Source organism: Rhizobium gallicum bv. gallicum R602sp (assembly GCF_000816845.1).
GTDB classification, from domain to species: domain Bacteria; phylum Pseudomonadota; class Alphaproteobacteria; order Rhizobiales; family Rhizobiaceae; genus Rhizobium; species Rhizobium gallicum.
Genome location: NZ_CP006877.1, coordinates 1,748,620 through 1,761,762 on the forward strand (window position 1 = coordinate 1,748,620; position 13,143 = coordinate 1,761,762).

Sequence of the window (13,143 nt, forward strand, 5' to 3'; positions counted from 1 at the left end):
ACCTCTGGACGGCGGTCATGAAAAACGAGAAGATCTTTGTAACGAGGCCCAGTCTGCCGCCGCTCGAGGAATTCATTCCATCGCTGGAAGCGATCTGGAACAACCGCATCCTGACCAATGGCGGACCATTTCATCAGCAATTGGAGCAGGAACTCTGCAGCCATCTTGGTGTGAAGCATATCAGTCTGTTCTCCAACGCCACCGTTGCGTTGCTGACTGCGCTTCAGGCACTCCGCATCACAGGCGAGGTCATCACAACGCCCTATTCCTTCGTAGCCACCTCGCATTCGCTTCTCTGGAACGGCGTGAAACCCGTCTTCGTCGATATCGATCCGGTGACGCTCAATCTCGATCCGGCAAAGATCGAGGCGGCGATTACGCAGCAGACGACGGCGATCATGCCGGTGCATTGCTACGGCCACCCTTGCGACGTCGACGCGATCCAGAAGATCGCCGATCTCTACAATCTCAAGGTCATCTATGACGCCGCCCATGCCTTCGGCGTGGAAGACGAGCGGGGAAGCGTTCTCAACCACGGCGACCTTTCCGTCCTGAGCTTCCATGCGACGAAGGTCTTCAACACATTCGAAGGCGGGGCGATCGTCTGCCCGGACGCGAAGACGAAGACCCGGATCGACCAGCTGAAGAACTTCGGTTACGTCGATGAAGTGACCGTGGTGGCGCCGGGCACAAACGGCAAGATGAGCGAATTCAACGCCGCGCTCGGCCTGCTGCAACTGAAGTACATCAAACTCGCGCTTGAACGCCGCGAGTTGATCGACCGCGCCTATCGCGAGCGGCTTTGCGGCGTTGCAGGCATCGAATGCCTGGATCGTTCCGGCGAGACCGTCTCCAACTTCTCCTATTTCCCGATCCTCGTACGCCCTGGCTATTCCATCTCGCGCGACGGACTATATGAGCGGCTGAAGGAGAACGGCATTCACCCGCGCCGTTACTTCTATCCGCTGATTTCGAGCTTCTCGATGTATCGCAGTCTGCCGTCCGCGCAGCCATCGAATCTGCCGGTCGCAACCGAAGCCGCCCAGCAGGTGCTTTGCCTTCCCATTTATCCGGACATGGAGATCGAGATCGTCGATAAGGTTTGCGCGCTGATCGAATCGGCCTGAGAACACTTCCGACTGTTGTCTGGCGGCTGCAGATCGAAAGACCTGCGGCGCGAGATCGCGCGCAATAGCCGGCCAGCGACCTCCTTTGTTTTCAGGCGTCATGAGCAAGCGCTGCCTCAGCGATTGGCGCCACGATGGCAATTCATTGGCGGCTGGTCATGCCGAGGCGGCGTGACCATCGATCACGCCGCTTCCGGCTGCTTTCATAGGGCGCTTGGCTAGAGCGCCATTTGCGGAGCCCGGATTTCGACCCGTTCCGCAACCGAGCGACGTACGCCTTGCGGCTCAATCTCGACCCAGCGGTTTTCAAGTCGGGAGCATTCGATTGCTTCCAGCAGCCGCAGTCCTTCCTCCGCCTCTTCGAGTCCGAGCACGTAGGGGTGGGACAGGCGGGTGGTCTTTGCCTTGCATTGCAACAGGGCATCGGCAAGGTCGGCATAGTAATTCGCGAAGGCTTCTATGAAACCTGACGGATGGCCTGCCTTGAAGCGCTCATAGCGCGCATCATTGGCGATCATGATCTCCGGGCTGGCGCGATCGAGGATCTGCTTGCGGCCGTTGCGGTCGTAGAAATAGGCGACCTCGGGGACTTCCTGGTGCCATTCGATCGATGCCTTGGAGCCGTAGAGCCGCACACGCAGGCCGTTGCGTTGCCCGAGCGCGGTCTTGCCGTACCACATGCTGCAGTGTAGGCCGCCGGCACAGCGCACGAGCGCGTGGACATTGTCGAGCACCTGCGGAAAGTTGCCGAAACTCTGGCTGGTTGCGCAGACTTCTTCCGGCTTCCGCTGCGTCAGGAAATATAGAAGTGAATGCACATGAACGCCGAGATCGAGCGAGACCGTTGGCACGACACCGTCGTGCAAGCGCCAATCCTGCGGTGTCATCGGCGTCCCGTCGCGGCGGAAACGAAGGAAGGTCTCCTGCGGCATCTCGATATGGATCTGCTGCAGCTCGCCGAAAATGCCGTGCTCGACCATGCTGCGGATTTCGCGAAGCATGGGATATCCCGTGTAGTTGTAGGTAACGGCCAGAAATGCTCCGTTCTCGCGGGCTCCGCCGATCATACGGGCTTCGGCGCTCGAACCGGCAAGCGCCTTCTCGCAGATCACCGAGACGCCCGCCTTGAGCGCTGCGACGACCTGCTTCGTATGCTGCTGCGTGGGCGTGAGCACGACAAGGGCGTCGATATTGCCGGCCTCCTTGGCAAGCAGGGTATCGAAGTCGGCATGGCAATGCTCCGGCAGGATGCGATACTGCCGCGCCGTCTCGCGATTGATGTCGTCGTGGCGGCTGAAGCAACCGGCGACGAGGTCGAATTTCTGATCAAGCTCGATTGCATCGCGATGGGCGCGACCTATGGCAGAATTGACGGCGCCGCCTAGAAAAGCGAGGCGCAGCTTCTCCGGTACTCCCTGTCTTGAGCGGATCATGCGAGATCTCCTTGCATCGTTTGAAGCGAAATGAATGTCTTGAAGTCCGGCGTTACCTTCAGCATTTCGTCGCGCGTCTCGAAGCGCGCGTAGAGGATGGCGAGCTTGTCGAATGGCGCCGAGTTCATCGGCTTGCCGGTGGTCTTGAGCTGCGCGATGCGGACATCGGACGACGGAATGGAGTGCGAGAAGGAAAACGGCGTCGACGGCGTATCGGAGGTGATGGTGTGGCGCCCGAAGAACAGCGGCGGCTCGAAGCGCGGCGTGACCGAGAACGCCTCGCCGAGCAACAGCGTTATGACGAGGTCGGCATAATCGATGCCGAGAGACTGGTCGACGAGCGAGCCATAAAGATCGCCGGGGCAGCGCCGCATGCATTCGATGATCCAGACATCGTCGCCATTCGACAAAAACTGCGTATGGATCAGGCCGTCCTGCAGTCTTAGCAGCTTGACGACGCGCGCCATGATGGCTCGCGTCTTCAAGCGAACGGTTTCGAAAAGGCGTGAGGGATGGTTCGATGAATCGACCTGGTACGGATAGACCGTGCAGTATTCATCGACGAAGACGTCGAACGCAATCTCCTGATCCTTGATGAAGGCGGAATGGCTGTGCAGGCTGCCTTCGATGAATTCCTCGATGACGACCTCAGCAGTCCGCGAGTTCCGTCTGGCATCGGCGACGGCGGCGGCAAGTTCCGTTCGGTCGAAAATCTTCGTGACGCCACGGCCGCTAAAACTGTCGCTCGGCTTCACCAGCAGCGGATAGCGCAGCGCCCCGGTCTCGATTGGCGAATCGCCCTGCAGGCGCACGGAGCGCGGGGCAGGGATATCGTTCCGCTCGGTAAAGCGACGGAATGCCTGCTTCGTGTGAATGATAGTTGCGGTTTCCATCGAATCGAAGCGCGGAAATCCGAGTTTTCCGGCAACGAAAGTGGTCGACATATAGGCGACGTCATTGCCCGTCGGCACGATGAAGTCGAAATCGCCGTTCTCGACGAGGGAAAGCAGCGCGTTCGGATCGCTGTAATCTATGAAATATGATTGGTCCGCATGCGCATGGCAGGGTTCGTCCGGCCGGTTTCCGCAAACGGAAATATGCAGGCCGCGCCTTTTCAAAGCGAATAGAAGAGGAACTGCGCTGAAGTTACTGCCGACGAGCAATGCTCTCTTGGTCATTCTCAAATCCATTCCACGCATGCCTGGATGGTCAGATGCGCTGCACATTGGCCTGTTGGAACGGCACAGCCCGTAACAGGGTGTGCAGTCCCACTTCGTCCGTTTTCGATATACGAAGACAAAGCGGACGCGATAGCGAGAGTCATAGGATGCGGGCGTTACCTGAGGCTTGCCGCCTGGAGGCCTGGCGGCGTCTGTGTTCAACCCCCGTGTCGCTGCCTTGTTTGTGGGAAGCAGAAGGGCCGCCTTGTTAAGCCGATTACCATCTCATACGCTTTCAGCCGTGATTCCAACGTCCGCATCGGCCAAAGATGCAGACCGCAGCTGCGAAAAGAGACACCGCGTAATGAATGAAAAACTGCCTGATCTGATTGAAGGCGAGCGTATCTTCTTCCAAAAGGTGTTCGAACGGCAGTCCCGCGCGACAATGCAGATGCGAGAGCAATGGCGCGCGGAAACGATTCTTCAGCGAAGAAGACGCGTGTCGTCGGAGATCTACGACCTGCTTGGCGGGGTGGTGAGATACGGTCCCTTCAAGGGGCTTTCGCTTGCGAAGAACAACTGGTGGGGCGGCGGCGACTTCGGGTCGATGCTCTTGGGCCTGTATGAGAAGGAAATATTGGATTTCCTGTTCTCCGAAAGATTGGCTGGCTTTGAGAGCTTCGTCGATGTCGGGGCCGCCGATGGATACTATGCGATCGGCATGCTTCGGTCGGGCCGGGTGAAAAACGCCGTCTGCTTCGAGCTGAGCGAGGAAGGGCAGCGCACCATTGCATCGAATGCCCAGTCGAATTCCGTGTCGGACAGGATCGAAATATTCGGCGCCGCAGACAGGCTGTTTTATGAAAAGCTCAGCCATCTTGATCTGGCGAAAACAGTCGTCCTCGTTGACGCCGAGGGTGCGGAATTCGAAATCTTCGACCACGACTCTTTGGCGGCCCTCAAGCAGGCGACGATCGTCATCGAGATCCACAATTGGGTTGAGGATTTCTGGGACAAATACACCCGTTTCCTCACCTCGGCCGCAGCGCTCTTCAATGTCGAATTCATTGCTCCTGCCGTCAGGGATCTGACGCAGTTTCCGGAATTGAACGATTTCACCGACGACAACCGCTACCTCATTTGCTCCGAGGGGCGGCCAAACGTTATGCGCTTCATGGTCTTGACGTCCAGGGGCTGATTGCGCCGAGAGGTCTGGAGCGCACCAAACGCTCCAGCCTGTCATTCAGGCATGGCATTGCCTTCCAATTTTGCCGATACTCCGATCGAGCTCCAGAAGTCCCGGGCAAAGAGATAGCTGAATTCCTTTTCCTCGCGCTCCATTTTGAGCTTGGCATTCAGGATATCGTGCAGCTTCGGCAAATTGTAATAGGGAACAGATGGCATAAGGTGGTGCTCGGCATGGTAGTTCATGTTGGCATAAAAGAATGCGACCGGTGCCGGCAGATTGACCGTTCTTGAAAAAAGAAGCGCGCTTTCGTCCTTGTGATCTTCAAGACCGAGGTGTTGCGCAAGCGCCAGGACACGATTCGGCAGCGATCCGACGAACGGCGTGACGAAAAACATGAGAGCGAGCGCAGGCGACAGCGTCACCAGGAAAAACAGCACCAGGCAGATCGCGTTGAGCGCAAGCATAGAGATCGCATCGGATTGGGCCGCGCGCCGTTCGGGGGGCATCAGTTTCAGTCGGATGCCCTTGCCGAAATATGCTTCGTAGCCGAAGGCGTTGCAGAGTGCATAGAGGACCCGCCTGCAAAGGCTTTGATAATCAAGCAGGACGAGGCGCGCTGCGCCCAGCAAGTCGAGCGGAAAATCACGATAGATTTCGCTGTCATCCTCATGGAAAGTGGAAGCGTGGTGGAACTGATGAGTTTTTTCGAAATAGCTCGGATTGTTCCAGGTCACATAGGAAAACAGCTTGAAGAACAGGATATTCAGCCATTTCCTGCTGAAGACTTTCTTGTGAAACAACTCATGGCCGATGCCGGCATAACCGGCAAACTGCCATAGGACGGCGTTAAGATAAAAGCATGCGAAAGCAAGCGCGGGATAACCGCCTTCCCACGCGCGGACCATCACGAAAAGCAGCCCGGCATGGATGCCGATCCTGAGCGCGAGGTGGGAATAAGCGATCCGGTCGTTCGGTGCCGTGAGTTCCCGGAACTCGTCCTTCGTCAGCAGGCTGCCGATTTTGATCTCGCTAGGACCCATGATCAGAGCTCTATGTTGACCAGTGCAAAAGCCACAAGGCTGTTTGCGACATGGAAGACCACCTGCGATTTCGAGAATTCCGCCAAATACTCGGTGACGTCCCCGTGGATCTTAGAATTGTAGTCATGCCAGACGATGACGCCGCGTTTGACGATGCCGAATGCGTTTTCCGTATCCGCCCGGACGATCTGGTGCTCATGCCCGCCATCGATGAAGATCATCTCGGCCGACTGGAAGGCCTCCTTGAAATTGATCGTCGTCGAGTCTTCCTTGACGAGCGTGAGGCGCTTCCGTTGCGCCTCGGTGATCGACGCGAGATAGGCCTCCCCGTCGATTTCCTGACGCTTGCGGAGATAGTCGTCATTCTGCTCGGCGGACGACAAGGCGCTGCGCTCGTCAGTCTCGGCTAGATGCGCCGTGAGGCCCTTCGGCAAGTCGATGGAGACCACATCGCAGTCTTCCGGCGTGTTTTCGATGAAAAGGCGTGTGGTGAAACCTTTGTACGTGCCGATCTCGATGATCTTGCGCGGCGTCACGATCTTGGCGAGCAGCACCAGGACAACCTGGTCGACAAGCGTGATGCTGCCGATTTCAATCGGCGGCAGGCTGGCGGTATACTCTGTCGCGATCTTCAATTCATCGGCGAGTTCCAAAAGTGCGCGCAATTTCAGTTCGTAAATTCCCGATTTCGCGGCAAGCGCGGAGCGTAACGTCGCGGCACTTTCGATGAGCTTTTGCATCCCTGACCCCGTCATTCCATCCATTGTGATATAATCCTTTGCGATTTCTATTGCGCCTGCATGGGACTTAGAGACGTGTGCTGATGCGGGCGATCCGTTCATCCAGTTCCGGGAACAATCCTCTCCAGTAGGAATAGTGATTGATGAGGTTCCGATAGGCGATGGGTAGATCGGAGGGCTGCAGGTAGGCCTTCTCGATCGCGAGATCGAGCACTTCCTCGTAGTAGGTGATCGAGTAGATAAAATAGCGGTTGGCCGCCGGATTGGACTGCGAATTGGAGTGCTGGCGGAAATAGGAGAGGGGCATGGGATGCCCGACGATCGCCCCGCGGAGGGAGAGCCCAATCCAGGACGAAAGATCGAGCGGTCCGGAAATGATGCCATCCACGACTTTGAAAAGACCGAAACGGCCGGATTCATCGAAGCAATCGGCCGTCCGCATGAGCACCGACGAGAACTCGCCAAGCAGATTATGATGCTTGACGGCGGTGATGCGTATGAAGTCGCGGCCCTCGATCACCTTCAGAGTGCCTTCGACCATCAATCCGTTGCCGAGATTCGTAACCTGGTTCCGCTCGTCGATGAAATAGCGCGGGGAAAACGCGAGTTTCGTCCCACTGTTCTGTGTGGCTTCAAGCGCCTGGAGCAGGTACTGGATGCAGAACGGATTGAGGACGTCGTCGTCGAAGAGATATTTGATGTACTCGCCGCTGGCGAGCCCGGCGAGCCTTATGACGTTTTTGTACTCGGCAGGATCCGGATTGCGGCTGTACTGAACAACACCTGAGTATCTTTGGCAGATCTTCTCGATCGCATCGGTCGGGCAATCGTCGGAGACAATGATTTCCGTGTCATCGAAACTTTGCGCGATCGCGCTTTTCAGCGCGAGTTCAAAAAAATCGGGCTTGTAGGCCGGTATACATATCGACACGCGCGGCAAATGTTTCTCCCTCCAGGTGCCTCTCTCAAGCCATTTGAAACGTCTGCCCGTTCCGCCGGCAAGAGCGATGGTCGGCTTGCCATGCTCATAGAACGCGGACTTTACGCGAGGCTTGCGGAGGACACGCATGGCTCGCCCGGCGATACAACTGTATTTGAGAGGAGAAAATGGCACGCCCTAGGGGAGTCGAACCCCTCTTCCCAGAATGAAAATCTGGTGTCCTAACCGATAGACGAAGGGCGCTTCCTTCGTGGTGGCGCCCTTATAGTCAGCACCTTTGTGCGCCGCAAGCGGCAAAACGCGAAAAATTTGCGATCACGCAGATTTTTTCGAGGCTTGTGGAAAAGGCGGTTGGTGCAGCCGTGTCGGGACGAACAAACCATCCTGCACGGCTTTGTTCAACCATAGATGTGGCACCATCGCCGGGGCGATCATTTCGGACTTGTCGGCGGGCCTTGGAATACCGTCGGCGCTTGCTTCGCTCGGCGCGGGCGCGCCCGCCGCAAAATTGCCGCCGGCCTGACCCGAATCATGGATCGTTACTCAAGCTTTTTCCTAAATAACCATATGGTTTTGTTTGGTAAAGTTGGTACGCCCTACGAGAGTCGAACTCGTCTTTACAGAATGAGAATCTGTCGTCCTAACCGATAGACGAAGGGCGCATTGTGTCGCGTGCAGATAGGAACACTCGACCGCTTTCTCAAGCGTACCGATAAACAGACACAATGAAAAGAAAAATGGCACGCCTTGGCCCACGCCTTTCGCCCCGCGTAAAGGAGCGTGCGCTGCCAAGCTCGTCGGCCGTATCCAAATGCGACGCAAACGAGATGCCATGCCGGCCGAACAGTGGAAGTAGGATGCTCCCGAGCGAAATCATGTCCGTTACGGGGATAAGAATATGGCAGGAGTGCAGACGTACTCGGGCCGCGAACTCAACGAAGGAACCGGGGTAAATGTTTACCCGTGGTTCTACCCGAAACTGGTCCGACTTGACGATTTTGTCGTTGGATTGATGGCACGCCCTAGGGGAGTCGAACCCCTCTTCCCAGAATGAAAATCTGGTGTCCTAACCGATAGACGAAGGGCGCTTCCTTCGTGGTGGCGCCCTTATAGTCAGGCGCTTTGGATCCCGCAAGCGGGAATTTCGGATTTCTTTCAAAAAAATGACAGGAAGTCAGAGCCTGTGTGAGAGGCCGATTATCCGAGCTGAATCAATAGGCTGCCGACTGTTCCTTTTACGGGATGCTGCGGCGTTGCCGCAACGTGGTGCGGGAAACCGCGCTGCCGTCAGATAGCTCTTCCGTTCGGCGTCCTGGTGCGTCCGGCGCCACAGCTCCAGTTCCAGTCGCGGGTTTTACCGGTGTCGAGATGGACCGATTCGGTGTGGCAATAGGTGCCGACGCCGCCGCGGTCCGGCAGCGATCGGATAAAGGCGGCGATATCCCATTTGGAGACGCCCTCGATCTTGATATCGGCGGCATCGCAGGTCTTGTGCATTGATTCTTCGGCGCCGCCGACCATGCGGTTATGCCCCGCGTCGCGATATCCGGAGGTGACGATGACCGGCTTGCCGAAATGGGTCTCGACCGCCTTGATGACACTGAGCATCCCGGGCTTAAAGCAGCCGACTTCGACATTGCCATTTTGGATGTGCAGGCCGTTCGGTGCCACGCGCGTCATGCCCGGCAGAGACGCCTTCTCAAGGAGCCCGGCGAGGCCGCCGACGAGGTTCTGCTTCGGAGCGGCATAGAGCGCATTCATCGACCCGCCTTGCAGGCTTCCGGACGCGAGCGATGCCGTCTGATAGGCAGGTGCAAGACGTGTGTTGGTTTTTTCGGAGGATTGCTGCGGCAGAAGCATCGCGCCGTCCTGTGCCGGCTGGGCGGGCGGCGGCGGGCTGAAGACGCTGCTGCGCGCGGCATCGATGCCCTGAACGGGTGCATAGGCGTTGGCGTCCGCCGGCTGTATGATCGTTGAGGTCGTGTTGTTCTGCGGCCTCGCGGGCTGGGCGGAAAAGATGCTCATCGCGTTCGCATTGATGCGGCTTGGCTGCATCGCCAAGCCGCCGATATTGGCGGGCTGCGTGGACGCAGTGCCGGCGGACATGGTGGTGGCGTTGGAATCCTGCGCTGCCGCCGTCCGCTGCGCGCCCGACACATTCGTGACCATCGGATCACGATAGGCGCCGTTGGCGGTTTTGCCCGGCGTGTTCGCGGCAAGCTGCGCGGCTGAAGGATCGGCAGCTATGGCAGCTGCGGAATCGAGGGCCTTCTGGTTCGAGACGCAGCCCGACAGCGCAACCGCGGCAACAGCGATGAGAAGCGCGCCCGTGGCGGGCATCCGCTTTTGGAGAATGAGCAAGCGACGGTCTCCGTTGGTGCGGAGAACGATTCAACCGTGTCGTCTTCCGCTTCGAGTCGTCCGGAGAGTGCCTACGGGGCGGGCTTGCGGCAAGCGCGAAGCGGGCGCGGCTGCCCGAAATCGCAAAAACCGCAAGCCTCGCAAAAGCCTCAGCTTACCAGGCGCCGGTATTGCCCATCGAAAGCCACGGCTCGGCCGCCGGAAGGCTGCCGTTTTTCTGCAGGATTTCGATGGAAATCCCGTCCGGCGAACGAACGAAGGCCATGCGGCCGTCGCGTGGTGGACGGTTGATGGTGATGTTATTGTCCATCAGATGCCGGCAGGTCGCATAGATGTCGTCGACCTCGTAGGCGAGGTGGCCGAAGTTGCGTCCGCCGGTATACTCCTCGGAATCCCAATTGTAGGTAAGTTCGAGGCAGGGGGCGCCATTTTTCTCTGCATTTGTGATATCCTCGTTTGCGGCGAGGAAAACCAGGGTAAAACGGCCGCTTTCGTTTTCGGAGCGCCGGATTTCCTTCAGGCCGAACAGCGTGCCGTAGAAATGCAGGGAGGCATCCAGATCCTTCACGCGGACCATAGTGTGGAGATAACGCATTCTATTTCCTCTCTAAAATGTGGGAGCTGCTTCGTTATGTGGCGGGGGGTCAGCTTCGGGCAAGGCATGCGACTAAAATGAGCAGTTGGGAATAACCGAAAACAGGACTTGCGCTTATCCGTTACCAAGATGTTAATCTTGATTTCAAGAATCAGTTAACCGTAACAGTGTGACGCGTATTGAGGGGCTGGCGACATGGCTGACAGGATTTCATCGAAGGAATTCACCGATATCGACGAGCTGTCCGGGGATGCCGTCGACCTCGTTGAAATCACCGGTGTCGTCAAGTGGTTCGATGTCGCCAAGGGCTTCGGCTTCATTGTCCCGGACAACGGCATGCAGGATGTCCTGCTGCACGTAACCTGCCTTCGCCGCGACGGTTACCAGACGATCCTCGAGGGCACGCGCATCGTCGCGCTTATCCAACGCCGCGAGCGCGGCTACCAGGCCTTCAAGATTCTCTCCATGGACCAGTCGACCGCCGTCCATCCGTCACAGCTGCCGCCGGTGCGCACCCACGTGCAGGTCACCCCGACGAGCGGCCTCGAGCGGGCACTGGTGAAGTGGTTCAACCGCACGAAGGGCTTCGGCTTCTTGACGCGCGGCGAGGGTACGGAAGATATCTTCGTGCATATGGAAACGCTTCGTCGCTTTGGCTTGACGGAGCTTCGCCCCGGTCAGGTCGTCCTCGTCCGCTACGGCGATGGCGACAAGGGCCTGATGGCAGCCGAAATTCACCCGGATATGCCAAGCCCGGCAAGCCGGTCGCACTGATGCCTCGCGGCATGGCAATACAGGCCATCAAAGGCGCCTTTCTGGCGCTTTTTTTCATCCTGGCCGTCTCCGCCTTTGCCCAGCAGCAACCCCATTTCGACAAGGAACCGTTGGTGATCCAGACTGCCTCCGGCAGGATGCTGAATTTCACGGTGGAGATTGCCGCCAGCAGTGAGCAGCGGCAGTACGGCCTGATGTTCCGCAAGGAAATGGCCGAGGATGCCGGAATGATCTTCGACTTCGGCCAGCCGCGGCGGGTGACCATGTGGATGGAGAACACCATTTTGCCGCTCGACATGCTCTTCATCGACAGCGGCGGCACCATCCGCCACATCAAGGAAAATGCCGTGCCCTATTCGAGGGCGATCATTGATTCGATGGGTGAGGTGAAATACGTCGTCGAGCTGAACGCCGGCATCGTCAGGAAATTCGAAATCAAGATCGGCGACAAGGTCGCAAGCGCCACGGTGACGAGGAAAGAGTAGCGGCGCGCCGAAGCGTCGGCCGGATCCTCTTGGAATTACTGCTTTCTCACCGGTTTGGCCTTGGACTGGATCAGTCGGTCCATGAACAGCGCCATCTTGCGCTTGATGGTGCCGTAGGTGCCGAGTTCGAAGTCACAGTGATAGCAGGTGATGATGTCGCTATCGAGCGGCTGCGGGCGCGGAAAGTTCATCCGGGTCTTGCCGCACTTGGGGCAGGGGACTTCAACTTGCATTTACGGCTCCTGCGCAGGGCCATTGGCCGTCTGCGAAGACAACATTTTTTGAAAGGATGGTCGGAGTGGAGAGATTCGAACTCCCGACCCTCTGGTCCCAAACCAGATGCGCTACCAGACTGCGCTACACTCCGTGAGAGGGGGCAATACACGCTTCACCCCGGCCCCGCAATATCTAATTCGCGTCTTCCCCGTCTTCAACACGGCATTGTCGTTTCAATCACCAAGCCCTCCGCGGGCTGGATCTCGGCTTGCGGCGCAAGCATTCCCCTCAGTTGGCTTTTTTCTTGAAAGTCGAGGGATTCGCGGCTAAGCAAAATTCATCTCGTCGCGTTATAGAGGCGATGAAGACCATTCCGGAGACGGGATGGGAGGGTAAGTTACAGCGGGTCAGGCCCGCATATCCGGAGGCGAGCAGCTGATGTCTGCCAAGATCTACCGTCCAGCCAAGACCGCCATGCAGTCCGGCAAGGCGAAGACGCATCTTTGGGTGCTTGAATTCGATCAGGAGCAGCCGCGCAGGATCGATCCGATTATGGGCTACACGTCCTCCGGCGATATGCGCCAGCAGGTGAGACTGACCTTCGAGACGCAGGAACTGGCGGAAGCCTATGCCAAGCGCAATGGCATCGAATACCGCGTGATCGCGCCGAAGGAACCGGCTCGCCAGACAGTCGCTTATCCTGATAATTTTCGCTATACCCGCACGCAGCCCTGGACGCATTGAGCGCTCAGGCATGCCCTTCTCGCCGCTGCAAGGACGCAGCGGCTGGATGGCCCCTTAGCTCAGCTGGATAGAGCACCTGCCTTCTAAGCAGGTTGTCGCAGGTTCGAGTCCTGCAGGGGTCGCCAAACCATATTCCAAGTTATTGATTTCATTATAGATACGACCGCGCAGGGCAAATGGAACGACCTAGGTTCTGTTCGACAGGCGTTCCGACGCGCCGCGCGCCAACTTCTTCTTGTAGGGTTCCTTCGTGTAGATTTCGGAGATCGCTCCCGGCCGGGGGCGTCGTAGATTTCGACGATCCGGGTCAGCACACTGCAGCAGCTGTGAGCATTTCAG

13 protein-coding genes and 5 tRNA genes are annotated in these 13,143 nt (G+C 57.8%); 6 read left to right on the forward strand and 12 right to left on the reverse strand.

Annotation, left to right across the window (positions count from 1 at the left end; translation table 11 throughout):
• The first annotated feature begins 17 nt into the window (after window positions 1-17).
• The gene (locus RGR602_RS08670; protein WP_039846738.1) at window positions 18-1,127 is read left to right on the forward strand and encodes a DegT/DnrJ/EryC1/StrS family aminotransferase; all 1,110 of its coding nucleotides are present in this window, start codon (window positions 18-20) and stop codon (window positions 1,125-1,127) included.
• A 218-nt stretch (window positions 1,128-1,345) separates the two neighbouring features.
• On the opposite strand, the gene RGR602_RS08675 is transcribed toward RGR602_RS08670, so the two are convergent.
• Window positions 1,346-2,560, reverse strand: a complete 1,215-nt coding sequence (locus RGR602_RS08675) for a Gfo/Idh/MocA family protein (protein WP_039844765.1) — start codon at window positions 2,558-2,560, stop codon at window positions 1,346-1,348.
• Entirely contained in the window at window positions 2,557-3,738 is a 1,182-nt protein-coding gene (locus tag RGR602_RS08680; protein WP_223843986.1) for an ATP-grasp domain-containing protein, read from the reverse strand. The genes RGR602_RS08675 and RGR602_RS08680 overlap by 4 nt, the downstream gene beginning before the upstream one ends.
• 346 nt (window positions 3,739-4,084) lie before the next feature.
• Between RGR602_RS08680 and RGR602_RS08685 the strand changes: the two genes are divergently transcribed.
• Window positions 4,085-4,918 carry an SAM-dependent methyltransferase gene (locus tag RGR602_RS08685; protein ID WP_039844767.1) on the forward strand — a complete coding sequence of 278 codons (834 nt, stop codon included), beginning with the start codon at window positions 4,085-4,087 and terminating at the stop codon, window positions 4,916-4,918.
• A 41-nt stretch (window positions 4,919-4,959) separates the two neighbouring features.
• Here the strand turns inward: RGR602_RS08685 and RGR602_RS08690 are convergent, their stop codons facing one another.
• The 8 genes from RGR602_RS08690 to RGR602_RS08725 all read right to left on the reverse strand — a co-directional run bounded on the left by RGR602_RS08690 (window position 4,960) and on the right by RGR602_RS08725 (window position 10,585).
• Window positions 4,960-5,949: a fatty acid desaturase family protein gene (locus RGR602_RS08690; protein WP_039844768.1), complete on the reverse strand. Its 990-nt coding sequence runs from the start codon at window positions 5,947-5,949 to the stop codon at window positions 4,960-4,962.
• A 2-nt stretch (window positions 5,950-5,951) separates the two neighbouring features.
• Entirely contained in the window at window positions 5,952-6,689 is a 738-nt protein-coding gene (locus RGR602_RS08695; RefSeq protein WP_039844769.1) for a class I SAM-dependent methyltransferase, read from the reverse strand.
• A gap of 67 nt (window positions 6,690-6,756) precedes the next feature.
• Window positions 6,757-7,620 carry a glycosyltransferase family 2 protein gene (locus RGR602_RS08700; protein WP_223844006.1) on the reverse strand — a complete coding sequence of 288 codons (864 nt, stop codon included), beginning with the start codon at window positions 7,618-7,620 and terminating at the stop codon, window positions 6,757-6,759.
• Window positions 7,621-7,797: 177 nt separating this feature from the next.
• Window positions 7,798-7,872, reverse strand: a tRNA-Glu gene (locus tag RGR602_RS08705).
• Window positions 7,873-8,216: 344 nt separating this feature from the next.
• Window positions 8,217-8,291 (reverse strand) — tRNA-Glu (locus RGR602_RS08710).
• Window positions 8,292-8,642: 351 nt separating this feature from the next.
• Window positions 8,643-8,717, reverse strand: a tRNA-Glu gene (locus RGR602_RS08715).
• A 199-nt stretch (window positions 8,718-8,916) separates the two neighbouring features.
• Complete coding sequence (locus RGR602_RS08720; protein ID WP_052451636.1) at window positions 8,917-9,969, reverse strand: YcbK family protein; 1,053 nt, start codon at window positions 9,967-9,969, stop codon at window positions 8,917-8,919.
• Window positions 9,970-10,144: 175 nt separating this feature from the next.
• Window positions 10,145-10,585 carry a VOC family protein gene (locus RGR602_RS08725; protein WP_039844771.1) on the reverse strand — a complete coding sequence of 147 codons (441 nt, stop codon included), beginning with the start codon at window positions 10,583-10,585 and terminating at the stop codon, window positions 10,145-10,147.
• A 195-nt stretch (window positions 10,586-10,780) separates the two neighbouring features.
• On the opposite strand from RGR602_RS08725, the gene RGR602_RS08730 reads away from it, so the two are divergent.
• Window positions 10,781-11,359 carry a cold-shock protein gene (locus tag RGR602_RS08730; protein WP_022715433.1) on the forward strand — a complete coding sequence of 193 codons (579 nt, stop codon included), beginning with the start codon at window positions 10,781-10,783 and terminating at the stop codon, window positions 11,357-11,359.
• A gap of 11 nt (window positions 11,360-11,370) precedes the next feature.
• Window positions 11,371-11,844, forward strand: a complete 474-nt coding sequence (locus RGR602_RS08735) for a DUF192 domain-containing protein (protein ID WP_223843987.1) — start codon at window positions 11,371-11,373, stop codon at window positions 11,842-11,844.
• Window positions 11,845-11,879: 35 nt separating this feature from the next.
• Here the strand turns inward: RGR602_RS08735 and RGR602_RS35440 are convergent, their stop codons facing one another.
• Both RGR602_RS35440 and RGR602_RS08740 read right to left on the reverse strand, forming a co-directional pair.
• Window positions 11,880-12,077 carry a hypothetical protein gene (locus RGR602_RS35440; protein WP_082046510.1) on the reverse strand — a complete coding sequence of 66 codons (198 nt, stop codon included), beginning with the start codon at window positions 12,075-12,077 and terminating at the stop codon, window positions 11,880-11,882.
• A 57-nt stretch (window positions 12,078-12,134) separates the two neighbouring features.
• A tRNA-Pro gene (locus RGR602_RS08740) sits at window positions 12,135-12,211 on the reverse strand.
• 287 nt (window positions 12,212-12,498) lie between these two features.
• Between RGR602_RS08740 and RGR602_RS08745 the strand changes: the two genes are divergently transcribed.
• Together RGR602_RS08745 and RGR602_RS08750 are read left to right on the forward strand one after the other, a co-directional pair.
• Entirely contained in the window at window positions 12,499-12,804 is a 306-nt protein-coding gene (locus RGR602_RS08745) for an ETC complex I subunit (protein WP_039844773.1), read from the forward strand.
• Window positions 12,805-12,852: 48 nt separating this feature from the next.
• Window positions 12,853-12,929 (forward strand) — tRNA-Arg (locus tag RGR602_RS08750).
• Window positions 12,930-13,143 lie beyond the last annotated feature (214 nt).